Annotated in this window: 22 protein-coding genes; 11 read left to right on the top strand and 11 right to left on the bottom strand. The window is 72.2% G+C overall.

Annotated elements, in window-relative coordinates; genetic code table 11:
• Window positions 1–4: 4 nt before the first annotated feature.
• Genes FBZ33_RS18855 through FBZ33_RS18805 form a run of 11 tightly spaced genes read right to left on the bottom strand, consistent with a single transcriptional unit; the run spans window position 5 to window position 9,774 of the window.
• Window positions 5–1,369 carry an MmgE/PrpD family protein gene (locus FBZ33_RS18855; protein ID WP_141910096.1) on the bottom strand — a complete coding sequence of 455 codons (1,365 nt, stop codon included), beginning with the start codon at window positions 1,367–1,369 and terminating at the stop codon, window positions 5–7.
• Window positions 1,369–2,298: an LLM class flavin-dependent oxidoreductase gene (locus FBZ33_RS18850; protein WP_141910095.1), complete on the bottom strand. Its 930-nt coding sequence runs from the start codon at window positions 2,296–2,298 to the stop codon at window positions 1,369–1,371. The genes FBZ33_RS18855 and FBZ33_RS18850 overlap by 1 nt, the downstream gene beginning before the upstream one ends.
• Window positions 2,295–2,897 (bottom strand): hypothetical protein, encoded by a 603-nt coding sequence (locus tag FBZ33_RS18845; protein ID WP_141910094.1) that lies wholly within the window; start codon window positions 2,895–2,897, stop codon window positions 2,295–2,297. The genes FBZ33_RS18850 and FBZ33_RS18845 overlap by 4 nt, the downstream gene beginning before the upstream one ends.
• Entirely contained in the window at window positions 2,894–3,247 is a 354-nt protein-coding gene (locus FBZ33_RS18840) for a hypothetical protein (protein ID WP_088949009.1), read from the bottom strand. The genes FBZ33_RS18845 and FBZ33_RS18840 overlap by 4 nt, the downstream gene beginning before the upstream one ends.
• Window positions 3,244–3,765 carry a hypothetical protein gene (locus tag FBZ33_RS18835; RefSeq protein WP_141910093.1) on the bottom strand — a complete coding sequence of 174 codons (522 nt, stop codon included), beginning with the start codon at window positions 3,763–3,765 and terminating at the stop codon, window positions 3,244–3,246. The genes FBZ33_RS18840 and FBZ33_RS18835 overlap by 4 nt, the downstream gene beginning before the upstream one ends.
• A complete protein-coding gene (locus tag FBZ33_RS18830; protein WP_088949007.1) occupies window positions 3,765–4,643 on the bottom strand; it encodes a DUF3891 family protein in 879 nt (292 codons plus the stop codon). Before FBZ33_RS18830 ends, FBZ33_RS18835 begins: the two co-directional genes overlap by 1 nt.
• Window positions 4,640–5,959 carry an MmgE/PrpD family protein gene (locus FBZ33_RS18825; protein ID WP_141910092.1) on the bottom strand — a complete coding sequence of 440 codons (1,320 nt, stop codon included), beginning with the start codon at window positions 5,957–5,959 and terminating at the stop codon, window positions 4,640–4,642. The genes FBZ33_RS18830 and FBZ33_RS18825 overlap by 4 nt, the downstream gene beginning before the upstream one ends.
• Complete coding sequence (locus FBZ33_RS18820; RefSeq protein ID WP_141910091.1) at window positions 5,956–7,353, bottom strand: MmgE/PrpD family protein; 1,398 nt, start codon at window positions 7,351–7,353, stop codon at window positions 5,956–5,958. The genes FBZ33_RS18825 and FBZ33_RS18820 overlap by 4 nt, the downstream gene beginning before the upstream one ends.
• Window positions 7,350–8,198: a cyclase family protein gene (locus FBZ33_RS18815; protein WP_255508952.1), complete on the bottom strand. Its 849-nt coding sequence runs from the start codon at window positions 8,196–8,198 to the stop codon at window positions 7,350–7,352. The genes FBZ33_RS18820 and FBZ33_RS18815 overlap by 4 nt, the downstream gene beginning before the upstream one ends.
• A complete protein-coding gene (locus FBZ33_RS18810) occupies window positions 8,195–9,037 on the bottom strand; it encodes a CoA ester lyase (RefSeq protein WP_088949004.1) in 843 nt (280 codons plus the stop codon). The genes FBZ33_RS18815 and FBZ33_RS18810 overlap by 4 nt, the downstream gene beginning before the upstream one ends.
• Entirely contained in the window at window positions 9,034–9,774 is a 741-nt protein-coding gene (locus FBZ33_RS18805) for an IclR family transcriptional regulator (RefSeq protein WP_221629485.1), read from the bottom strand. The genes FBZ33_RS18810 and FBZ33_RS18805 overlap by 4 nt, the downstream gene beginning before the upstream one ends.
• Window positions 9,775–10,014: 240 nt before the next feature.
• Here FBZ33_RS18805 and FBZ33_RS18800 point away from each other — a divergent pair, with 240 nt between their 5' ends.
• The 11 genes from FBZ33_RS18800 to FBZ33_RS18750 all read left to right on the top strand — a co-directional run bounded on the left by FBZ33_RS18800 (window position 10,015) and on the right by FBZ33_RS18750 (window position 22,468).
• Window positions 10,015–11,262 (top strand): ABC transporter substrate-binding protein, encoded by a 1,248-nt coding sequence (locus FBZ33_RS18800; RefSeq protein WP_088949002.1) that lies wholly within the window; start codon window positions 10,015–10,017, stop codon window positions 11,260–11,262.
• Window positions 11,259–12,287 carry a branched-chain amino acid ABC transporter permease gene (locus tag FBZ33_RS18795; protein ID WP_221629484.1) on the top strand — a complete coding sequence of 343 codons (1,029 nt, stop codon included), beginning with the start codon at window positions 11,259–11,261 and terminating at the stop codon, window positions 12,285–12,287. Before FBZ33_RS18800 ends, FBZ33_RS18795 begins: the two co-directional genes overlap by 4 nt.
• Entirely contained in the window at window positions 12,284–13,333 is a 1,050-nt protein-coding gene (locus FBZ33_RS18790) for a branched-chain amino acid ABC transporter permease (protein ID WP_088949001.1), read from the top strand. Before FBZ33_RS18795 ends, FBZ33_RS18790 begins: the two co-directional genes overlap by 4 nt.
• Complete coding sequence (locus FBZ33_RS18785) at window positions 13,330–14,061, top strand: ABC transporter ATP-binding protein (protein ID WP_088951866.1); 732 nt, start codon at window positions 13,330–13,332, stop codon at window positions 14,059–14,061. Before FBZ33_RS18790 ends, FBZ33_RS18785 begins: the two co-directional genes overlap by 4 nt.
• Window positions 14,048–14,749 (top strand): ABC transporter ATP-binding protein, encoded by a 702-nt coding sequence (locus FBZ33_RS18780; RefSeq protein WP_088949000.1) that lies wholly within the window; start codon window positions 14,048–14,050, stop codon window positions 14,747–14,749. Before FBZ33_RS18785 ends, FBZ33_RS18780 begins: the two co-directional genes overlap by 14 nt.
• Window position 14,750: 1 nt before the next feature.
• Entirely contained in the window at window positions 14,751–16,085 is a 1,335-nt protein-coding gene (locus tag FBZ33_RS18775) for an MmgE/PrpD family protein (RefSeq protein ID WP_221629483.1), read from the top strand.
• A gap of 10 nt (window positions 16,086–16,095) precedes the next feature.
• Entirely contained in the window at window positions 16,096–16,737 is a 642-nt protein-coding gene (locus FBZ33_RS18770) for an aspartate/glutamate racemase family protein (RefSeq protein WP_141910089.1), read from the top strand.
• Window positions 16,734–18,101 (top strand): FAD-binding protein, encoded by a 1,368-nt coding sequence (locus FBZ33_RS18765; RefSeq protein WP_141910088.1) that lies wholly within the window; start codon window positions 16,734–16,736, stop codon window positions 18,099–18,101. Before FBZ33_RS18770 ends, FBZ33_RS18765 begins: the two co-directional genes overlap by 4 nt.
• Window positions 18,098–19,567, top strand: a complete 1,470-nt coding sequence (locus FBZ33_RS18760; protein WP_141910087.1) for a dihydroorotase family protein — start codon at window positions 18,098–18,100, stop codon at window positions 19,565–19,567. The genes FBZ33_RS18765 and FBZ33_RS18760 overlap by 4 nt, the downstream gene beginning before the upstream one ends.
• A 2-nt stretch (window positions 19,568–19,569) precedes the next feature.
• Window positions 19,570–20,775, top strand: coding sequence for a CaiB/BaiF CoA-transferase family protein (locus tag FBZ33_RS18755; RefSeq protein ID WP_088948996.1), 1,206 nt, complete (start codon window positions 19,570–19,572; stop codon window positions 20,773–20,775).
• Window positions 20,776–20,893: 118 nt separating this feature from the next.
• Complete coding sequence (locus FBZ33_RS18750) at window positions 20,894–22,468, top strand: tannase/feruloyl esterase family alpha/beta hydrolase (protein ID WP_141910086.1); 1,575 nt, start codon at window positions 20,894–20,896, stop codon at window positions 22,466–22,468.
• Window positions 22,469–22,485 lie beyond the last annotated feature (17 nt).

Below are 22,485 nucleotides of genomic sequence, written 5' to 3'. Positions count from 1 at the left end.
GGCCCTACGGGCAGAGCCGGCCGATCACCTCGGCAGCCGCGCGTGCCATGGTGTCGCCGCCAGCACCATCGAGGAGCCCGGCCACCACCGCGTCGGCGGTAGTCGGGTCGAGTACGTCCTCGACGTTGCGCCGGAACTTGGCGGCCACCTCGTCGGCGGTCAGCGGGTCGTCCGGGTTGCCGCGGGCGTTGCGAACCGTGGCCGACGCCGTGGAACCGTCCCGCCAGCGGACCGTGACCCTCGTCGGCCGCTCGTGCGGGAGGGCGGCGGTGAACAGCGGCTCCTCGCGCAGCCGGACCAGAGCTGCCAGCGCGCCAACCTCGGGACGGGCCAGCCGGTCGGGCAGGAAACCCGCTGCGGCCAGTTCGCCGTCGAGGGCCAGGGTGGCCAAGCTGACCGGCACCGAGAACCGCGCCTGCAGATCCGAGGAGACGTCGACGGTGGACAGCGACGCGGCGAAGGCGAAGGTGTCGACCTCGATCGCGGCCAGGCCCCCGCGCTCACGCACCGGGTCGGCCACGCCCGCGACGGCGGCGCGGAACGCGTCCAGCGCGGGGTGCACCCAGCGTGCGCAGGCGTACGGCTTGAGATAGCTGTCGGTCAACCGCCAGCGGGTGCCCAACCCCGTGGTCAGCTCCGCGGCGGACAGATCCGTGCAGACCAGGCCGTCGAGCAGTTCGCGGAGCAGGGCCTCCGACCCGGTGGCGCCGTCGGCGGCGCGGCGGGCGGCGGAGGCGCCGTAGTAGGCGCCCAGGCCGGTCCACAGGTTCCGGACTGTACCGCCGCGCATCGGGACGGCGAGGGTCGCGGCCATCGGCACCGCGCCGGCCAGCTCGATGGCAGTGGCGGTGGTGGCAGGGGGAAGGCCATCCAACAGAGCGGTGGCAACCGCTGCGGCGATCGGGCCGTGGATGCCGTGGGGGTGCAACCCGGGCCGAAGGGTGGTGCCCACGCCGAAACGCATGCCGATCTCGTTGGCGATCAGGAAGATCTCGACGAGCCGCCGGTCGTCGACGCCGTGGGCCGCGGCGTGCAGCAGCACGGGCAGCGAGTGCGGTGCCGGATGCGCCGTCGGCACCGGTGGTAGCCGGTGTCCCTGCGGATGGAAGGACCCACCGGAATCCGCGTCCAGCCAGGTCGCAGCCGTACCGAGGGTGAGTAGTCGGCCGAACGGTAGGTCGGTGGTGGCCGACGGGCGTAGTGACTCGGCCAGCGCCCGGACGGCCGGATACCGAAGGCCACCCAGCATTGCGCCCAGGGTGTCGAGCAGCAGCGCGCGGGTGAAGGTGAGGACCTCCCCGGGCGGGTCCCCGAGGCTGGTGTCGTGTGCGAAGGCGGCGATCCGGGTGGTGTCGATTCCTTGCATCATCAGCCTTTCGTCAGGCCATCGCGGACCGCCCGGCCCAGCTCGTCGAGCCGGTCCAGGACCCCACCGACAGCGCCGGCCAGCACCACGCCGTCGACGCCGGCAGCGCTGAACGCGGCGAACCGTTCCGTGACCGCGCGCCGGTCCCCGGTCACCACGAAGCGTTCACGCACGAACCGGTCGGCTTCGGCGGGTACGTCGCCGGCGCCGCGGGCATCGGCCGTGCCGTGCCGCCGGTAGTCGTGCGCCTCGGCCACGGCGGCGACCCCGGAGCGCAGCGTGGCCGGCACGTCGAACCAGTCCGGCGCCTGCACCAGCCGGGCCGCGCACGACCCGAGTACGGGCGCGGCGGCAGCGTCGGCGTCCGTTTCGTCGTCGGTCACTACCGCGCGGACGAACATCCAGACCGGCACGTCTGCCCGCGTTGAGCGGGCCAACGCCACCGCCTTGCCGACGATCGTGGGGTCCGCCCCAGCGTCGATCAGTACGCCGCCGAGCCGGGCGGCGGTGGCCGCGATGGTGCGGGGGCCGGACGCGGCGCCCAGCAGCAGCGCCGACGCCGGCACCAGTTCGCGCAGCACGTCGAGTGCCGCTTCATACGCGCGCAGAGACGGTGGTGTCAGCCCTTCGTTGCGTACCGAACTCTCGCCCCGCCCGACCACGGTGAGCACCCGGCCGGGATGGTGCGCCTCCAGGGTGCGCACGGCGCCGGCCACCGTTGCCGGGTGCCGCAGCCCGAGGCTGAGCACGCACGGCCCGGCGAGCCGTGCCGGTGTGGCGCTGAGCACCCGTTCGGTCTCCACCAGGCAGTCGGGAAACAGCCGTGGGCTGTCGGCCAGGGCGACACCGTCGAGCCCGGCTGCGAGCGCGGCGCCGGCCAGCTCGACCGGGTCCGCCTCGCCGACCGGCCGCGCCACGTTGAGCACGATCATCGCAGCGCCTCCACGAGGTCGAAGACATCCAGGTCGGCCGCAGCACGGTCGGGAAGTCCGTTGGACACCACGGACAGGGTGTGGGCCAGCCCGCCGGGCATGCCGGTGATGCCGGCATCCCAGGCCCGCATCGCGAGCCAGGCGGCGGCCGGGTCGTGCCCGGGCGCGACACCGGGCGGGCCGATCACCATCAGGCTCGCCGCGAGGTCCAGCAGCGCCGGCAGTTCGTTCTCCGGCACCTCGGCCAGTCGCGCCGCGCACACGGTGGCGGCCAGCACACCGGTACTCACCGGCACCATGGGCGTCGACACCTCGGCGGCGGCGGCCAGCCCGGCGTCGACGGCCGCACACAGCTGGGCCGCCGACCGGCGCCGGGCCGCGCCGACCGCGAGACCGACGAGCGTCGGCGCGGCCTCCGGGCCGAGCGACGCGCACCGTTCGCCATTCCACTGCAGAGCGACGTAGGTCTCCGCCCGGGTGCCGGCGCCGATCAGTGGGAACTCCCCGTCCGGTGTGCCGATCCGGGCCGCCCACCTGGCCAGGGACCCCTCCGGTGGTGAGAGCGCGGCGAACCCGGCGAGCAGCGCGACGACACTCATTCCCGGTTCACCTCAGTGCTGTCGGTGACCAGGTAGAACTTGAACTTCGTGCGGCCGGCCGGGCCGCGTTCGGCCGGCAGCGGGTGCTCCTCGAACCAGCGCAGGTAGTTCGCGTACGCCTCCTCGTCGGCGTAGTGCATCTCGGCGATCCGGTAGAACGTGTAACCCTCCGGCACTGACGCCGTGCCGCCGGAGGCCTGCCGCACCGGGCGCAGCACCTTGTTGAAGACGATCCGGTCGAGGTAGGGGTTGGTCAGGAGGTCCGGCGCGTGCACGTCGAAGAGCCAGCGCTCGTACTCCTCAGGGCTGACGCCCTCCTCGATCTCGTAACCCAGAATGGTTTTGATCATGTGGTTGCCTTTCTGACGGTCCACAGATGGGATTCGGCGCCCACGCCGAACCCTTCAAGTCGCACTCGCGCCGGCTCGATCCGCACCCCGGCCAACTCGGCGGTCACCTCGTCGTCCGAGCGCACGGGCGCCTTGGTGAAGCCGGACGCCCGCTGCCGAGCAACCTCACGCCGGTACACAGCGATCGTCCAATTCGGTGGCATGACCGACGCCGTCCCGCGGATGGACACCATCCGGGGCGGAAGCAGGCCGACGTCGAAGACATGCGGCCGCTCGTTGGTGGCGCCCGGCGCGGGAGTGCCGACCCAGGTGACCAGCGTGTGCGGATCGAGTCGCCACTGCTCGAGCCGCCGGTGGCCGGCCCGCTGCACCAGGCTGACCGACCAGTCCGGTTCGAGGAACGCGGTCATCGTGCGACTCACCGGAAAGCCGTCGGAGTCGATGGTGGTCAGCTGGGCGAAGCCGGCCTCGCCGAGCACGAAGGCGTGTGCGGCGGCGCGGGCCGTGGCGACGTCCATCAGCGAGTCCACGGCGCGAGGTGCCAGGTCATCACCGTGGCCGGCGTCCGTCCGACCCGTGCGGCGAGTTCCGCATGGCTGTAGGTCCGGTCCGGCACGACCGCGCTGAGCACGTCGACGGTGACGCCGGGCCGGGTGAACGGGTACGGGTCGAGCCAGAGCACGCCCGGTCTACGGACACCGACGGTGATCCGCTCGACCGAGCCGAACGGGTGCGTGCGCACGGGCGGCAGCAGCACGTCCTGGGCCGAATGCTCCAGGTCGGCTAGTTGCGGACCCCAGGGCCGCGCCGGTCCGGGCACGGCCGCCGGCTGTGGCGGCATCACGCACAGGTACAGCGAGAGGAGGTCCCAGAGCTGAAGCAGTTCGTAGTTGTGCCACAGCCTGGTCTCGAATGCGGCCCGGGGCTCGGCCGCCGCCCAGGCCAGCCGTTTCGCCGTCACCCACCGCCGCTCCTCGGCGTCGACCGCCGCGTCCTGCGCCGCCCGGCCCTCGGGGCCGAGGTTCAGCCTGCCTCGGGCGTCCGGGGCCGACCACCGGCCCCGGTAGAGGCCGGTCCAGTGCATGCCGACCAGCACGCCCGCGTACACGTCGCCGAGCGCCACCCGCTCGACGCCCTGGCGGTAGAGCCGCACGTGTTCGGTGGCGTCGATCTCCAGGAAGTGCAGCGGCCGGCGTTCCAGCTCGTGGAAGAGCACCCGGGCGTCCCAGGCCCGCCAGCCCTCGTCGTGCCGTGTGGCCGCGGTGCGCACCGGCGAACCGGGCGTCGGCGTCTCGAACCGGTCGTTGCCCCACACGGCCGCCAACTCGCCGGCGACCCGTCCGTGTTCGACCTGCTCGACGAGGCGCAGCGCGCCGTCGCGTCGGGTGACGATCACGCGGCCGCCGCCCGTAGCGCGGCGCCGAGCGAGCGGGCGGTGCCGCCGGCCGCCAGTCCGTCGATCAGGGCGAGCACCCCGTCGGCATGCCCGGGAAAGCGGCGGTCGAGCAGCCGCCGGGCCTTCGTGCGCAACGCGTCCCGGTCGAAGGCCCGGGGACCGTCGCCGCGTGGCAGGTCCGCGGCGCCGGTCAGCACGCTGCCGTCGGCGCGGAGGACCCGCACCCGGGCGGGCCGGCCGGCCGGATAGCCGGCGTCCAGCTCACTGTCGTGCCGCACCTCGACCCGCGCGGCCACGTCGCGGACCGTCGCCGAGCAGACCGTCTCCGCGGTCAGCGTGGTCTCGTCGAGCGTGCCGGTGAGCAGCGCGACCGCGACCGAGGTGGGCACGCTGAACCGGGCGGCCAGCTCACTGTCGGCGACCGCGTCGAACCGGGCCGCGTGCGCGAACGTGCGCACCTCGACGCGTTCCACATCCGACAACGGGCCGGTCACGGAGACGATGTCCGCCACCGCGTCGTTCACGCCGTGCAGGTGGGCGCAGGTGGGGTGCGCCTTGGTGTAGCCACGCAGCACCTCGTGGCCATGGTCCTGCCCGATACCCGACCAGTCACGGGCGGCGACCGTCGCGAAATGCCGATCCAGTGCGCCGGGCAGCGGTTCCAGACCAGCCACGGCGGCCGCGCCCAGGCTCGCGCCCAGCTGCACCGACGCGCCCAGGAACGCGTGCCCGCCGGCACGCCCGGCGAAAATGGTCGCCGCGTCGCTGAGCAGCACAGCCGAGCCGGCCAGCTCGATGGCGCGGCGCATGGCGGCCTCATCGCCGGGCGCCAGCAGCCGGGCCACCCCGGCGGCCGCGCCGACCTGACCCCAGGTGCCGATGTCGTGCACGCCGTCCGGCGTGCCCCCCATCGCCCGGCCGACCCGGACACCGACCTCGTAACCGGCCAGCACCGCCGACAGCAGCTCCACACCCGGTAGGTCCCGGTCCTCGGCGAGCGCCAGCACGGCCGGGACCACGTGCGATGCCGGATGGCCACGAGCCGGCCGATGGCCGTCCTGGAGCTGATCCGCAGCGATCGCGCTGCCATTGAGGAACTGAGCCTCTGCGGCTGGCCAACCGCGCGACGAGCCCACCACTGTCGACTCACCCGAACCGCCGGACCCGGCGGCCAGCGCGCGTAGCTCGGCCCGCCCGCTGCCCAGCGCGGCGACCGCGATCGTGTCCGTGACCAGGTCGACCACCCGGTCCTGGACGCGGGCGGGTGCCGACACCCACTCGGTGCCGGCGGCGGTCGCGGCCAGCCGCTCGATCATTCCCGCACCCGGGCCATCAGACCGGCCACGTCGGGCGCGGCGGCCAGGTCCAGCACGGCCGCGGCGATGTCCTCGCGGTCGGGCACCAGCGCGGCGTTGAGCGCGAACTTGGCGGCCAGCTCGGCCGAGCTGAGCGGGTTGCCCGGCCCACCCCGGTTGACGTCGACCCGTACCTCGTGCCGGGTGTCGTCGTGCAGCACCACCCGCAGCACCGCAGGGAACTGGTTCGGGAAGATCTCGTCGCAGCGGGCGTCCGCCACGCAGCGCACCTTCGCCGCCAGCGCCAACCGCGTCTCGTCCGCCGCCGCAGCGTCCGTGAAGTCCTCGTGGCCCAGGCCCAGGCCGCCGCCGCCGAGCAGCGCGGCCGCCACCGTGTAGGGGCCGCTGAACGCCGCGTGGTAGCCGGACTCCGGCCGCGCCTTGTCCTCCGGCGGTTGGGCGATCGTGCGCAGCACCGGCGACGGTACGCCCAACTCGATCGACTCGATCGTGGCCGGGTCGACGCCGCGCTCGCGCAGGGCCAGCGCCGCGTCGATGCCCGCGTGCGTGAAGTGGTTGCACGGGTACGGCTTGAAGAAGATGCCCGGCAGCTCCCAGTGCGTGCCGAGCCGGTCCACCACCGCGTCGACGTCGGCCCGCTCGCCGCAGAACGCGTGCAGGAAACCGAACCGCCCTTCGACCACGGTCGGCGGGCCGGTGAGCCCGTGCCGGGCCAACTCGGCGGCGACCACGCCGGAGTGCGCCGCCCAGCCGCAGTGCACCCGCTTCACGGTGCCGCCGGTCCGGTTGGCCTCCAGCAGGCCGGCACCCATGCTCGCGGCGATCCCGGCCGCGTGCGCGATGCCCTCGGCGTCGGCGCCACCGACCATCGCGGCCGCCACGGCTGCCCCGACCGCGCCGCAGATCGAAGTCGCGTGTTGCCCGCGCTCGAAGAACTCGGAATTTCCGAGCGCGCGGTCGTAACCGCCCATGCCGAGCCGCACGGCGACCTCGATGCCCATTCCGGCCGCGTCGAGCAGCGCGGCGCCGGACGCGCCGCGCGCCTCGGCCACCGCCAACGCCGCCGGCACCACCGGCGAGGAGGGGTGCAGAACCGATGGCAGGTGGGTGTCGTCGAAGTCGAGCGAGTGCGCCAGCGTGCCGTTGACCAGCGCCGCGTTCGCGGCCGGGACGCGCAGCCCGGTGCCGATCGCGACGGCCTCCGGCGTGCCGCCAGCCGCCCGGACGTACGCGGTGACCGCCCGTGCGGGCGGCAGCCCGGTGGCGGCGAGGCTGTTGCCGATCAGGTCGAGGACCCTGCGGGCCACGTCCTGTCGCAGGTCGCCGGGAAGCCCATCGCGCCGTACGTCGTCTGCCACCGCTGCGAGCCGCTGGACGATGGTCGGCGTGCTCATGCCGCCACCGCCGCGAACGGCCGGATCGGCGAGCCGGTGCCGCCGACGATGCGCAACGGCGCCATCGCGAAGACGAACGCTGTCAGCCCTTCGGCGGCCGCGTGCTCCAGGTTGAGGTGCTCGATGATGTAGACGCCGGCATCGACCAGCAGTACCCGGTGCACGGGCAGCACGCTGTGGCCGTTGCCCGGACGGATCTGCTCGTACGCCGTGGTGTCCGAGCCCGTGGCCACCACCTGACGCGCGGCCAGCCACTCGGCGGCGTCGGTGGTGGCGCCCGGCACGCCGGCGGCCTGTCCGAGATAGGTCGTCGCGTCGTCGAAGTGCCGCGCCCAGCCGGTGCGCACCAGCGCGACGTCGCCGGGCCCCGGCTCGACACCGGCCCGTTCGGCGGCGGCGGCCAGGTCGGCCGCGGTCACGCCGTAGCCGGCGGGTAGCACGTCCACCCCGTGGACGGCGGCCACGTCGAGGAGCACACCCCGGGTGAGCAGCGCGGGCGTGTGCTCGGCGCCGAGCGCGCTGAACCGGCCACCGGTCTGCGCCGCCGCGGCGTCCACGCCGCCGTGCAGCCTGCCGTCGTGGCTGACGTGCGAGAGCGCGTCGACGTGGGTGCCCACGTGCCCCCCGGTCACGATCATTTCGTTGGCCGCCGAGCCACCGTCCGGGCGGATCATGTCGCCGTGGCGGCGGATCAGGCTCATTCGGAAGCCGGGATGGTTCGGCGAGCACGGCATGCCCGTGAAATGCGGGTGCCCCAGCTCGACGAGCCGTACCCCCGCGGTCACCGCGGCGAGTAGGGCGTCGTCGGTCGTGCGTGCCGGGCGGGCCTGCGGCTCGGTGGTCAACTCGTTCCTCCGGATGGTGGGTCGGACGGTTCGGTCAGGTCGTGAACGAGTCGGGCCCGGCGCACCACAGCGGGATCGACGAACCGGCCGTCGGCGTCGAGCACGGCGACCTCGCCGGCCTCCTGTGCGCGTGCCGCTGCGGCGAGGACGGCCCGCGCGGCCGCCACCTCGGCGGCTGTCGGCGTGAAGACCTCGTGCACGACCGGGATCTGTCGGGGGTGCACCACCGACCGGCCGACGAAGCCGTTGGCCCTGGCCCGCTCGGTGCTGACGCGCAGGCCGTCGAGGTCGGCGACGTCGGTGTAGACACTCTGCACGGGCGAAGGGAGGCCTGCGGCGCGGGCCGCGACCACCACCCAGCCGCGCGCCCAGGCCAGCCCGTCGTCGCCGGTCACCCGGAGGTCGGCCGACAGGTCGGCCTCGCCCAGCCCGAGCCCGGCGACCAGTGGATGCGCGGTGGCCAACTCGGCCGCCCGGGCCAGCCCGGCAGCGCTTTCCAGGAGCAGTTGCAGTGGCAGCCCGGCGCGGGTGGCGACGTCGCGGATCACGGCCGGGTCTTCGCACCGGGGCACCCGCAATCCGGTCAGCTCCAACCCGGCCAGCGCGTCGATGTCGTCCTCGCCCCACGGGCCGGTCGGGTCGTTCACGCGTACCCACAGGGGTCGCTCGTGGGGGCCCTGGGAGGCCAGCCGCAGCGCGGTTGCCCGGGCGGTCTCCTTCTGGTCCGGCGGCACCGCGTCCTCGAGGTCGACGACCACCGCGTCGGCGCCGGCGGCGAGGGCCTTCGCGACCCGGTCGGCGCGGTGGCCGGGCACGTAGAGCCAGGATCGCGGGGTCACTTGGGGAGCCCGCCGGACCAGCCCAGCGCCCGCGAGATGCTGTCGGCGGCCTCCCACACGAGTGGACCGAACCGTTCCCGGGCGGCCTCGTCGACCCGGTGCGCCGGGCCGCAGACCGAGACGGCGCCGACGACGGTGCCGTCGATGCCGAAGACGGGCGAGGCGACCGAGCCCGCGCCCTCCTGGCGTTCGCCGTCGGAGTTGGCCACCCCGGTCTTGCGGATCGCGGTGAGCCGCGCGCGGAGCAGGTCGTGGTCGGTCACTGTGCGGTTCGTCAGCGACGGCAGTTCGGTGGCGAGCAGGGACTCCCGCTCGGTGTCGGGCAGGAAGGCCAGGATGCAGGTGCTGGAGCTGCCGGCGTACAGGGGGAAACGGCGACCCACCTCGACCGTCATCTTGATTTCCCGGGTGGACTCGACCTGGTCGAGGTAGACCCGGCCGCCGTGCACGTGCGCCGACACGGTCGCCGTCTCGCCGGTGGCCAGTTGCAGCTCGCGCAGGACCGGCATCGCGACCGTGCGCAGCTGCGATTCGCGCAGCGCGCGGGCGCCGAGTGCGGCGGCCGCCGGGCCGAGCTGGTAGCCACGGCTCGCCGGGTCGCTGACCAGCAACCGGCGTTCGACCAATGTCTGCAGGATCCGGTGCACCACGGCCTTGGACAGGTCGAGGCTGCGCGCTATCGCGGTGACCCCGAGGAAGTCCGGCCCGTCGGTGAACAGGAGAAGGACGTCGGCCACGCGGCTCGCCGCCTCAGTGCCCTGACTCTCTGCCAAGTCTTCATCTCCCAATGCGGGTGTTTCCGCCAGCGGAACACGATTGCAGCACCGACCGGCCCGGGGGTCAAGTCCCCAATGAGGCGCTATCCAGGGTCGAAGAAGATTCTGCGGCGAACCCTTGACCCAGGCGAAGGGGCAGTGCCAGCATCATGCCCCATGCGATGTTCCGTGCGGCGGAACACGGTCACCCCAGGAGCTGACATGAGGAAGACCTGGACCCTGAGCCTCGCCTTGACCCTGCCGCTGGCCCTCGCCGCGTGCGGCGGGTCCGGGCCCGCCGGCACGACCAACGGCGGCGGCGCCCAGTCCGGCAGCACCATAAAGATCGGTTCCCTGCACCCGCTGAGCGGAGCGGCCGCGGCTGACGGGCAGCAGATGGACAACGGAGCCAAGCTGGCCGTCGAGGCGATCAACAACGCCGGTGGCATCAAGTCGCAGGGCGGCAAGAAGCTGGAACTGGTGAGCGCTGACACCCAGGGCAAGCCGGAGGTCGGCCAGAGCGAGGCACAGCGCCTCATTCAGGACGGCGTGGTCGGCCTGGTCGGCACCTACCAGAGCGCGGTCACCGCGAACGTGTCCACGGTGGCCGAACGCAACAAGGTGCCGCTGGTGATCGACGTGTCCAGCGCAGACTCGATTCTCTCCCAGGGCTACAAGTACACGTTCCGGGTGCAGCCCAGCTCCACGGTGCTCGGCACCGCCGGTGCGCAGTTCCTCGACCAGGTGGCCAAGGCGGCCAACCAGCCGGTCAAGACGGTGGCGGTGCTGCACGAGCAGGGTCCGTTCGGCAGCGCCGTACGTGACGCCTTCAAGGCCGAGGCGGAGAAGGCCGGCATCAAGGTCGGCCCGGCGCTCGCCTACGACGCCGCCAACGTCTCCGACCTGACGACCCAGGTCACCCAGGTCAAGGCCAGTGGCGCCGACGTGCTGATGGTGGCCGGCTACTACCGCGACGGCGTGCTGGCGGCCAAAGCCGTCGCCACCGTCAAGCCGCCGGCCCTGAAGGCGGTCTACGGGGTCGCCAACGGTGCGTTCGACCTCCCGCAGTTCCCGAAGGAGGCGGGCGCCGCAGCCGAGGGCTTCTTCGACGCCAACTACCACGCCGACATGACCAACGCCGACACGCAGGCGCTGGCCAAGCTCTACCAGGAGCGTTACAACGACCAGATCCGCACCGGAGCGGTGCTCGCACACGACTCGGTCAAGGTGATCGCCGACGCTCTGGAGCGGGCCGGCAGCGCCGAACCGGCCAAGGTGCGGGACGCGATCGCCAGCGGTTCGGTGCCGACCCTGATCGCCGGCAACGGCCCGATCAAGTTCGGACCGACCGGAGAGAACGAGAACGCCACGCCGATCCTCATGCAGGTCCAGGGTGGCGTGGTCAAGCAGGTGTTCCCGGCCGACAAGGCGGAGGAGAAGCCCCTCTACCCCGCCTTCAAGAGCCAGTGACCACGCCAGCCGACCAGGGCCACGCCGCCGGCAGCGGCGGCGTGGCAACCCTGGATCCCGACGAGGTACGCCCGACTCCCGCCCGTACCGTGCCGTGGCTGCGGATCGCGGTGATCGCCGCGTTGGTCGTGCTCGCGGTCTTGCTCGCGTACGTCCGCTCCGGCAGCGGGGTCGTCGTCGTGCAGGCGATGGCCACCGGTGTCCTGATCGGCGGCGTCTATGGCCTCATCGCGATGGGCCTCACGCTGATCTTCGGTGTCCTCGACATCGTCAACTTCGCCCACGGCAGCTTCCTGGCACTGGCCTTGTTCCTGACGTTCGGGCTGACCCAGGCCGGGTTGCATCCCTATCTCGCGCTCGCCGTCAGCGTGCCAGCGATGTTCGTGCTCGGCCTGCTGGTGCAACGCGGCATCCTGGCCGGCGCGATGGGCAAGCCGCTGGAGAACCAGTTGCTGATCACGCTGGGCATTTCGCTGATCATCGAGAACGCGCTGCTGCTGTTCTTCGGCGGGAACCCGCGCTCGGTGGCCCTGCCCGGCGACCGCGGCGTACCGATCTTCGAAGCGGTGGCCAACCTGTCCCGGATCCTCGCCTTCGTCGGCGCACTGGTCCTGGCCGGACTGCTCTACCTGCTGCTGCAGCGCACCCGGCTGGGCACCGCGATCCGCGCGGTGGCCGCCAACGACACCGGCGCGCAGCTGGTCGGTATCGACACCCGGGTCATCTACGCGGTGACATTCGCGCTCGGCACCGCCTGCGCCGGCGCCGCTGGCACGCTCGTCGCCCCGCTGGTCACCATCGAGCCCACCACCGGTTCGCTGTTCAACATCGTTGCCTTCGTGGTGGTGGTGCTGGGCGGCATGGGCAACGTCGTCGGCGCGCTGGTCGGCGGTCTGGTCATCGGGTTGGCCGAGCAGCTCGGCGGTATCTACCTGCCGGGACAGTCGCCTCTGCTGTCGGTGTTCATCGTCTTCGTCCTCGTGCTCTTCCTGCGCCCGCAGGGACTCTTCGGGAGGTCGGCATGACGACCACCACCGACACGCCGGCACCGGAGACAGCGGCCAGCAGGCCACTGCCTCGCCTGCCGTGGAACAAGCACCTGCTGGCCATCGCGGTACTCGCCGTGCTGCTGGTGCCGCTGCCGCTGATCCTTCCGTCGGCGCAGGCATCGGTCGCGGTGCGGGTGCTCATCTTCGCCCTGATGAGCATCGGCTGGAACATGATGAGTGGCTTCGGCGGCATGTTCAGCTTCGGGCACGCGGCCTACTTCGGAATCGGGGCGTACACCAGCGCCTGGCTCCTGGTCGAGCACCGCGTGTCGCCGTGGATCGGGATGCTCGCCGGCATGGTGATGGCCGCGGCGTTCGCCGCGCTGATCGGTTTCCTGGCGCTGCGGTACAAGCTGCGCGGCGCCTACTTCGCGCTGGCCACCTTCGCGTTCGCCGAGATGCTCCGGCTCTGGGCGACGAACAGCGACTTCGTCAACCGCGCGGTCGGCTACCACGTGCCGCTTCGTTCCGACAGTTCGTGGTGGTGGATCCAGTTCGAGCCGGCCTCGCCGAACTACTTCTGGATCGCGCTCGCGCTCACCGTCGCCGCACTGGTGATCAGCGTGCAGTTCGTCCGCTCGCGTGCCGGACAGTTCACCAAGGCCGCCCGCGACGACGAGGACGCGGCCTCAGCGGTCGGCATCCCGGTGATGCGCTACAAGCTGGTGACGATGGCGCTGTCCGCCGCGATCACCTCTGTCGCCGGTGCCTTCTACGTGCAGTACTTCCTGTTCATCGATCCGGACCTGGCGTTCGGGTCGAGCGTGTCGATCCAGGCGATCCTGCCGGCCGTGATCGGCGGGGTGGCGACCATCTGGGGGCCGGTGATCGGCGCCGTGGTGATGGGCCCGCTGAACGACGTGACGGCGACGGTGCTGCGCAACCCGCCGCCCGCGCTGGAGTTCCTTCAGGGGCGCAGCGGCCTGGACGTGATCGTCTACGGCACCCTGTTGATCATCATCGTGCTGCTCCTGCCGAAAGGCATATACGGAACGATCCGCCAAAGGTGGTCCCGGCGATGACACTGCTTCGGGTCGACGGAATCTCCAAGTCGTTCAAGGGCCTGCGGGCGGTCGACGAGGTGAGCTTCGAGGTCGCCGAGGGCAGCATCCTCGGCGTCATCGGGGCCAACGGCGCAGGCAAGACCACGGTGTTCAACCTGATCGCGGGTGCGTTGCGGCCGGACACCGGCCGGGTGTACCTGGGCGGCAGGGAGATCACCGGGCACGCGCCGCACAAGGTGACCGCGGCGGGCATGACCCGGACGTTCCAGCTGATGCGGCCGTTCTATTCGATGACCGTGTTGGAGAACGTCACGATCGCGGTGCTGGCTGGCGGCGCCGCCAAGCGTACGGCCCGGACCGCCGCCGCCGAGCTGATCGATCGGGTCGGCCTCGGCCGGTGGCGCGACTCGGCGACCGAGGGCCTGCCCACCGCGGCCCTCAAGCGGCTGGAACTGGCCCGGGCGTTGGCCAGCAAACCCCGCGTGCTGTTGCTCGACGAGGTGCTGGCCGGCCTGGTGCCGGCGGAGCGGGCGCCGGTGATGGAGCTGCTGGAGCGGCTGCGCACCGAGGACGGCGTGACGCTCGTCTTCGTCGAACACATCATGGCTGCGGTCATGCGGCTGTCGGACTCGGTGCTCGTGCTCGATCTGGGCCGGGTGCTCACCTCGGGCCCACCACAGGAGGTGACCCGTGACCCGCGGGTCATCGAGGCCTACCTCGGGGAGGACCCGCATGCTCACGCTTGAGGGGGTCAGCGCCGGCTACCACGGCCTGCAGATCCTGCACGAGCTCGACCTGCGGGTCGAGGAGGGCGAGATCGTGGCGATCGTCGGCGCCAACGGTGCCGGCAAGACCACCACGCTGAAGACCATTTCCGGGCTGGTCAAACCGACCGCGGGCACGATCACTTTCAACGGCGCACGGGCCGATGGCGTACGTCCGAGCGAGCTGGTCGCCCGTGGCCTGCTGCACGTGCCGGAGGGGCGGGCGCTGTTCGGGCCGCTCAGCGTCGAGGAGAACCTGCGGATGGGCGGCTGGACCCGTGGCCGCAAGCCGCTCGGTGAGCCGTTGCGCGAGGTCTTCGACCTGTTCCCGATCCTCGCCGAGCGGCGCGCCCAGGCCGCCGAGACGCTCAGTGGCGGGCAGCAGCAGATGCTCGCGATCGGCAGGGCGTTGATGGCCGGTCCACGGCTGTTGCTGCTCGACGAGCCGTCCACCGGCCTGTCGCCGAAGCTGACCTGGACCGTGCTCGACGCGATCAAGGCGATCCGCGACCGGGGTGTCTCGGTGCTGCTGGTCGAGCAGAATGCCGCGCACGCGCTCAACCTGGCCGACCGGGCGTACGTGCTGGAGAGCGGCAGCCTGGTCCTCGAAGGCCCGGGGCCGGAGCTCGCCCGCGACGACCGGGTCCGAGCCGCCTACCTGGGGCTCTGACGTGCAATCCACAGTGGAGGCGGTGGCCCGGCTCGGCACCTGGGCCGCCGCGCTCCGCTGGTCGGACGTCCCGGACACCGTCCGCGACCGGCTCGGGCTCGTGCTGCTCGACTCGCTCGGGGTGACAGTGGTCGGCGCCCGGCAGTCCGAGCAGCGGGCCCTGGTCGCCGCATGGCGTCCCGGGTCCGGGCCCGCGCCGCTGGTCGGGGCAGGCGCGACCACCACCGTCGAGGCGGCAGCCTGGCTGAACGCGACCGCGATGGCGCGGCTTGAGCTCGACGAGGGTCACAAGTACGCGAAGGGTCATCCGGCGGCGCACGGGCTGCCCGCGGTGCTGGCGCTCGCCGCCGACCTCGGCGCGTCCGGTCCGGAGACGATGTCGGCGCTGCTGGCGGCCTACGAGGTGGCGGCGCGTTTCGGCCGGGCCACCACCCTTCGCGCCGACGCGCATCCGCACGGCAGCTGGGGCGTCGCGGGTGCGGCGGCCGGCTGCGCGCGGTTGCTCGGCCTGCCCGGTGAGGGCGTCGCCGCAGCGATCGACGCGGGAGCCGGCCTACCGGTGGCCGGGCACTTCGCCAGCGCCCTGGACGGCAACCCGGTCCGCGACGCCTGGCTGGGAGCCTCCAACGTGTCCGGGTTGGCGGCGGCACGGATGGCCGCGGCCGGCGTCGCCCGCAACACCGGTACCCCCTCGTTGTCGCTCGGCGACGTGCTCGGCCGGTTCGACCCCGCGCCGCTCACCGACGGGCTCGGCACGCGGTGGGACGTGCAGCTCGGCTATTTCAAGCGGCACGCGTCCTGCTCGTTCACCCACCCGGCAGCCGACGCGGCCCTGCTGATGCGAGCCGACGGGCTGACGCTCGACTCCATCGAGGAGGTCCTGGTCGAGACCCACTCGCTGGCTGGCGGGCTCGGCCGGACGAGTTGGGACAGCCGGTTGGCCGCGCTGTTCTCGACGCCGTTCGTGGTGTCCGCCGCGCTGGTGCACGGCACCGTCGACCCCGCCGTTTCCGCCGACGACCAGCGCGACGACCCGCGGGTACGCGCGCTGGCCGCCAAGGTGGTGCTGCGGGTGGCTCCGGACCTCGACGCCCGACTGCCCGACGAACGTGCGGCCCGCGTCACCGTCCGCACCCTCGGCGGACCACCCAGGGTGATTGAGGTGCCCAACCCGGTCGGCGACGCGGCCTACCACCCGATGACCGAGGGTGACGTGCTCGCGCTGCTCGGACGCCTGCTCGACCCCGACACCGTCCGAGCCGTGCACGAAATCGCCGCTGGCCTGGCTGCCACCACCGACGTCGGGCCCGACCTGCGCCGGCTCGCCGAGATCTAGGAGAGAGACCGTGCGGATCTACGCCGTGACCCCGATCCATGTCGACGCCGAGGAACTGGCCCGCCGGCAGGCGCGCTACGCGGCGCTGTCGCCGCCGGGCGTCGACGTCGTGCTGCACGACATCGGAGCGGACGCACCGCGCGCCCTGGACACCGACGAGCAGGTGCGGGAGAGCGAAATGCTGGTCACCGCGGCGCTGCGCGGCGCGCCGGCCGGCTTCGACGCGCTGCTGCCGGACTGCGTCCTCGACCCCGGTGTCGCGGACCTCGCCGGCACCCTGCCGGTGCCGGTATTCGGACTGCTCCGTCTCAGCCTCGGCTGGGCCGTGCTGAGCGGGCGCAGGTGCGCGGCGGTGGCCCGCAACAAGGCGATCGCCGACGAGATCACCGCCCGGGCCGGGGTGTACGGGTGGTCGGCCGACCTGCTCGGCGTCGAGGTGCTCGACCTCGACGTGCACGCGATCGCCGACACCTCCCGCTGGGCCAGCACGCTTGGCGGTGCCGTCGGCACGCTCGCCGCGGGCGGCGCGCGTTCGGTGATCAACGGCTGCTCGGCCGTCGACCTGCCGGCCGGCGTCAGCCTGCCAGCTCGGGTGGTCGACCCGACCGCCCTGGCGCTGCGGCTGATCGGTGCTGGGGAGGTGGGCGCGTGACCGGGCCGGACCTCGTGGTCGCCGGAGCCGGGGGAGGGCTCGTCGCCGCCCTGCGCGCCGCCCAGCTCGGCCTCGACGTGCTGGTGGTCGAGGCCAGCGAGCACTTCCGCCGGGGCAACAACACCTCGATGTCGACCGCGATGATCCCGGGCGCCGGCTCGCGGTGGCAGCGGGCCGCCGGCATCGACGACTCGGCCGAGCTGTTCGCGGCGGACGTCGCGCGCAAGACCAAGGGGCAGGGCGACCAGAGGCTCGCCCGTGCGCTCGGCGCGGTGAGCGCCGAGCTGGTCGAGTGGCTGGCTGACAGCGTCGGGCTGGAGCTGTCGCTGGTGACCGACTTCCACTACCCGGGCCACTCGGTCGACCGCTGCCACACGGTCGAGGGCCGGCACGGCACCGTGCTGCTCGACCATCTCGTCCAGCGGCTGGGCAGGGCCGGTATCGACATGCTGGTCCCGGCCCGACTGGTCGACGTGGTCGTCGACTCCGGCGTGGTTCGAGCCGCCGTGGTCGAACGACCGGACGGCACACGTGAGGAGATCCCGACCGGGGCGGTGCTGCTGGCCACCAACGGCTACGGCGCCGACCGGGCCATGGTCGGCGAGCACCTGCCGGAGATCGCGGCGGCGGTCTACCACGGCAGTGAGATGTCCCGCGGCGATGCGCTGCGGATCGGCACCGAGCTCGGCGCGCAGAGCGCCTTCCTCGACGCGTACCAGGGGCATGCCGCTCTTTCGGCCCGCTCCGCGACGCTGGTCGGCTGGGCGACAGTGATGCACGGCGGTTTCCTGCTGGACACCACCGGACGGCGGTTCGGTGACGAGACGACCGGCTATTCCGAGTACGCCGCCGCGCTCGCGGCCCGCCCGGACGCGTTCGGTTGGCTGGTGCTGGACCGCCGGATCCACGACGCCTGCCTCGCGTTCACCGACTTTCGACAGAGCGTGGAGTCGGGCGCGCTGCTGGACGCGGCCGACGAGGCCGCGCTGTCCTCGGTCACCGGGCTGCCGGCCGAGGCCGTGGTCGCGGAACTCGCCGAGACGGCGGCGGTGGCTCGCGGCGAGCGGGCCGACCGCTTCGGCCGCACCTTCTTCGAAGCACCACTGGAGCCGCCGTACCTCACCGCCCGGGTGGTGCCGGCGCTCTTTCACACCCAGGGCGGCCTGCTGGTCGACGAGCATGCCCGGGTGCTGCGCCCGGGTGGCGCGCCGATCCCCGGCCTCTACGCCTCGGGCGGTGCCGCGGCCGGCATCTCCGGCCATGGCGCGGCCGGTTACCTGGCCGGCAACGGACTCCTGCCCGCCCTCGGCCTCGCCTACCTCGCGGCGAACCACGTCGCTCGAACCACGGGAGGAAACGCATGAAACTGCTGGAAACCCTGATCAAGAACGTAACCGTGGTCCGGCCCGACGCCGGCTCGCCCGACGGCGACCGGCTGGACATCGGCATTGCCGGCGGCAAGGTGGTGCGGATGGAGGCCGACATCCCGGCCGACGAGGCGCAGACCGTCGTGGACGGGCGCGGCCGGCTCGCGTACCCGGGCGCGGTCGACGCGCACCAGCACTGGGGCATCTACAACTCGCTGGCCGAGGACACCGCCACCGAGAGCCGCGCCAGCGCCCAGGGCGGTGTGACGACCGGACTGACCTACATGCGTACGGGGCAGTACTACCTCAACCGGGGTGGCTCGTACGCGGAGTTCTTCCCGCACGTGCTGGCCGCCTCGGAAGGACGCTCGTTCATCGACTACGGATTCCACCTCGCGCCGATGATGAGGGAGCACATCGACGAGATCCCCTCGATCATCGAGAACTTCGGCGTCACCTCCTTCAAGATCTTCATGTTCTACGGCAGCCACGGGCTGCACGGGCGGTCCAGCGACCAGAGTTCGTTCCTGATGATCCCGCCGAACGAGCGCTACGACCTCGCTCACTTCGAGTTCGTGATGCGCGGCGTGCAGGCGGCCCGGGAGAAGCTGACCGACGCGGCACCGCACGTGTCGCTGTCGCTGCACTGCGAGACCGCCGAGATCATGACCGCCTACACGAAGCTGGTCGAGCAGGACCCGTCGTTGCAGGGCCTGGCCGCCTACAGCGCGTCACGACCGCCGCACTCGGAAGGGCTCGCGGTGACGATCGCGGCGTTCCTGGCAGACGAGACCGGGCTGCCCAACATCAACCTGCTGCACCTCTCCTCGCGCAAGGCCCTGCGGGCGGCGATGTTGATGGCCAGGACGTTTCCGCATGTCGACTTCCGCCGCGAGGTCACCCTCGGGCACCTGCTGGCCAGCGTGGACAGCGCGCACGGCCTGGGTGGCAAGGTGAACCCCCCGCTGCGCCCGCAGGAGGACGTGGAGGCGCTCTGGGAGTACGTGCTCGACGGCAGCGTCGACTGGGTGGTCAGTGACCACGCGTGCTGCAAGGACGAGACGAAGTTCGGTGACCCGCGCGAGGACATCTTCGCCGCGAAGTCGGGCTTCGGCGGGGCGGAATACCTGCTGCCCGGCCTGGTCTCGGAGGGGCGCAAGCGCGGCCTGTCGCATCAGCGGATCGCGCAGTTGGCCGCCTGGAATCCGGCCCGCCGCTACGGACTGCCGGGCAAGGGCACCATCGGGGTGGGCTTCGACGCCGACCTGTGTCTCGTGGAGAACACCACCTGGACCGTGCACGCCGCGGACTCCGAGTCGACCCAGGAGTACACGCCGTTCGAGGGCTTCGAACTCGGTGCCCGTGTCACCGACACCTGGGTCCGGGGGCAGCGCGTGCTCGACGCCGGCAACATCGTCGGCACCCCCGGCGGCCGCTACGTGCACCGTCCGTACCAGGGGTGAGCATGTCCAGTGTGAACGACGGACCACTGGCCGGCCTGCGGGTGCTCGACCTGTCGACCATCCTGGCCGGCCCGCTGGTGGCGCAGATGCTCGGCGATTTCGGCGCCGAGGTCATCAAGATCGAGCACCCTGGCCGCGGGGACGGCATGCGCGGGCATGGGTTGGCCAAGGACGACCAGCCGCTGTGGTGGAAGATGGTCGCCCGCAACAAACGGACGGTCGGGCTCTATCTCGGTGACCCGGCCGGGGCGGAGATCTTCCGCAAGCTCGCCGCCACCGCCGACGTCGTGATCGAGAACTTCCGGCCCGGCACGCTGGAGCGCTGGGGCCTCGGCTACGACGTGCTCTCCGCGGACAATCCGCGGCTGATCCTGCTGCGGGTCACCGGCTTCGGTCAGTCCGGCCCGTACGCGGCGCGGCCGGCCTTCGGCACGCTCGTCGAGTCGATGAGCGGTTTCGCTCACCTGACCGGCGACCCGAACGGCCCTCCGACGTTGCCGGCGTTCGGTCTGGCCGACTCGATCGCCGGGATGGCGGGTGCGGCGGCGGTCTCGATGGCGCTGTTCCAGCGGGAGAAGGACGGCCAGGGTCAGGAGATCGACCTCGACCTGCTCAGCCCCATCATGACGGCTGTCGGGCCCGGCGTGATCTACGCCGACCAGCTCGGCATCGATCAGCAGCGCACCGGCAACCGGTCACTCAACAACGCGCCGCGCAACACCTACCGGACGGCTGACGGGCAGTGGGTGGCCATTTCCACGAGCGCCGACAGTATCGCTCGGCGGGTGCTGACGCTGGTCGGCCACCCGGAGGTGATCGACGAGCCGTGGTTCGCCACCGGGCGCCAGCGGGCGCAGCACGCCGACCTGCTCGACGGCTACGTGGGGGAGTGGATCGGGGCGCGGACCCGCGACGAGGTGCTGCGCGCGTTCGAGGAGGCGGGGGCGGCGGTGGCGCCGGTCTACAAGCCGAGCGAGTTGCTCGACGACCCGCAGGTGCGGGCACTGGATCTGGTGACCACTGTGGACGATCCGGACCTGGGGCCGGTCCGGATGCAGAACGTGCTGTGGCGGATGAGCCGCACACCGGGCCGGATCCGGTTCACCGGCCGCGCGCTGGGTGCCGACACGGACGCGGTGCTCGGCGACGAGCTGGGCCTGTCGGCGGAGGAGATGGCGGCCCTGCGGGAGCGCGACGTGCTCGGGTAGGTTCCGCCCAGCGGAACGACAGGCGTGGATGTTGACAGGGCATTCGCCCAGCTCTAGCGTCACTCCCAGGCCGTGGCGATATTGCCGCGTTCCGCCTAGCGAAACATTGGAGGCCGATGTGCTCCACAGGTTACGTCTCCTCTCCGCCGTGGTCGTCGCCGCCGGTCTCACCGTCGCCGCGGCGCCCGGCATCGCACACGCCAAGCCGCGACTCGACTGCTCCACGACCGCCGCCGGGAAGCTCAGCCGCGCCGTCGGCTACCCGACGACGGTCAGCTCCGCCACGACCGGCGCCACGGCGGCGGCCACGCCCTACTGCGACGTCCGGGCCGCAATCACGGTCGGTGCCGACGACGGCAGCACCTCGGTGATCCAGCTGCGTCTGCAGGTGCCTACCGACTGGAACCGCCGCTACGTCCAGCTGGGCGGCGGCGGCTTCTGCGGCAGCATCCCGACGGCCGGCACCTCCGGCAACGGCAACGTCGACCTCGGCTACGCGGTCGCCTCCGACGACACCGGCCACGTCGGCAGCGGCTCGGACGCCTCCTTCGGACTCAACAACAAGGCCGCGCAGAACACCTGGGGCTACCTCTCCGAGCACCTGACCGCGCTCACGGCCAAGACGCTCCTCAAGGGAATGACCCGCCATGCTCCCGCGTACTCCTATTTCGTGGGTTGTTCGACCGGTGGTCGGCAGGCGCTGATCGAGGCGCAGCGCTGGCCCGGTGACTTCGACGGGATCGTCGCCGGCGCACCGGCCAACCGGCAGAACTACCTCGCCCCGCTCTCGCAGGGCGTGCGCGAGCAGCAGAACCGGGACGCCGACCGCAACCAGATCGTCGACGCCGCCGCCGCGGCGGTCGTCAACCAGGGCGTGCAGGCCGCCTGCGACGGTGTCGTGAAGGACGGTGTCGTGGACGACCCACGCGCCTGCCGGTTCGACCCGGCGACGCTGCTCTGCCCGCAGGGGGCAGCCGCAGCAGGTTGCCTCAGCGCCGCGCAGGTCGCGGTGGTGAAGAAGTGGTACGACAGCCCGCGCGACAACCGTGGTCGCGCGCTGTACCCGGGCGGGCTGCCGTTGGGTTCCGAGGGCGGCTGGGTCGGTTCCGACATCAGCACGTCGCCGACCGGTCTGAGCGGTGGCGGTGCGTTCGCCGAACAGGTCCTGCGCTACCTGGCCTTCCTGACCGACCCGGGGGCGGGCTACTCGCTCTGGGACTTCGACCCGAGCCGGGACGCGGCAAAGCTCGACAGGATGGCGAAGGTCTACAACGCCGACACCACCGATCTCGACGCCTTCCGCAGGGCGGGCGGCAAGCTGATGCTCTACCACGGTCTGGCTGACCCGCTGATCACCCCGTTCGGCACGATCCAGTACTACGAGGACGTGGTGAAGCGGTATGGCTCGCTGGCCCGCGCACAGCAGTTCGCCCGGTTGTTCCTTTTGCCCGGCGTCTACCACTGCTCCGGCGGTCCCGGTGCCGACCGGGTCGACTGGCTCGGCGCGATCCGCGCCTGGACTGAGCGGGGTCAGGCGCCGACGTCGGTGCTGGCCAGCAAGGTGAGCGGTGGCGTGACCACGACGGAACGTCCGGTGTACGCGTACCCGCTGCGGGCAGGCTATGACGGCAGCGGTGACCCGAACGCGGCGGTCAACTGGAAGCCGGTGCCCGGCCCACGCGGCTGGCGCTGATCGCATTCTGAAAGGGC

This window comes from Micromonospora sp. A202 (genome assembly GCF_006715105.1).
GTDB classification, from domain to species: domain Bacteria; phylum Actinomycetota; class Actinomycetes; order Mycobacteriales; family Micromonosporaceae; genus Micromonospora; species Micromonospora zamorensis.
This window is presented reverse-complemented; position numbering and strand designations above follow the sequence as displayed.

What these genes read in the sequence shown, in the direction of transcription:
- FBZ33_RS18855 (WP_141910096.1), bottom strand. Translation starts at nt 1,369, where the DNA reads ATGATGCAAGGAATCGACACCACCCGGATCGCCGCCTTCGCACACGAC.
- FBZ33_RS18780 (WP_088949000.1), top strand. Translation starts at nt 14,048, where the DNA reads ATGCTCACGCTTGAGGGGGTCAGCGCCGGCTACCACGGCCTGCAGATC.
- FBZ33_RS18850 (WP_141910095.1), bottom strand. Translation starts at nt 2,298, where the DNA reads ATGATCGTGCTCAACGTGGCGCGGCCGGTCGGCGAGGCGGACCCGGTC.
- FBZ33_RS18800 (WP_088949002.1), top strand. Translation starts at nt 10,015, where the DNA reads ATGAGGAAGACCTGGACCCTGAGCCTCGCCTTGACCCTGCCGCTGGCC.
- FBZ33_RS18790 (WP_088949001.1), top strand. Translation starts at nt 12,284, where the DNA reads ATGACGACCACCACCGACACGCCGGCACCGGAGACAGCGGCCAGCAGG.
- FBZ33_RS18840 (WP_088949009.1), bottom strand. Translation starts at nt 3,247, where the DNA reads ATGATCAAAACCATTCTGGGTTACGAGATCGAGGAGGGCGTCAGCCCT.
- FBZ33_RS18825 (WP_141910092.1), bottom strand. Translation starts at nt 5,959, where the DNA reads ATGATCGAGCGGCTGGCCGCGACCGCCGCCGGCACCGAGTGGGTGTCG.
- FBZ33_RS18760 (WP_141910087.1), top strand. Translation starts at nt 18,098, where the DNA reads ATGAAACTGCTGGAAACCCTGATCAAGAACGTAACCGTGGTCCGGCCC.
- FBZ33_RS18785 (WP_088951866.1), top strand. Translation starts at nt 13,330, where the DNA reads ATGACACTGCTTCGGGTCGACGGAATCTCCAAGTCGTTCAAGGGCCTG.
- FBZ33_RS18820 (WP_141910091.1), bottom strand. Translation starts at nt 7,353, where the DNA reads ATGAGCACGCCGACCATCGTCCAGCGGCTCGCAGCGGTGGCAGACGAC.
- FBZ33_RS18835 (WP_141910093.1), bottom strand. Translation starts at nt 3,765, where the DNA reads ATGGACGTCGCCACGGCCCGCGCCGCCGCACACGCCTTCGTGCTCGGC.
- FBZ33_RS18755 (WP_088948996.1), top strand. Translation starts at nt 19,570, where the DNA reads ATGTCCAGTGTGAACGACGGACCACTGGCCGGCCTGCGGGTGCTCGAC.
- FBZ33_RS18845 (WP_141910094.1), bottom strand. Translation starts at nt 2,897, where the DNA reads ATGAGTGTCGTCGCGCTGCTCGCCGGGTTCGCCGCGCTCTCACCACCG.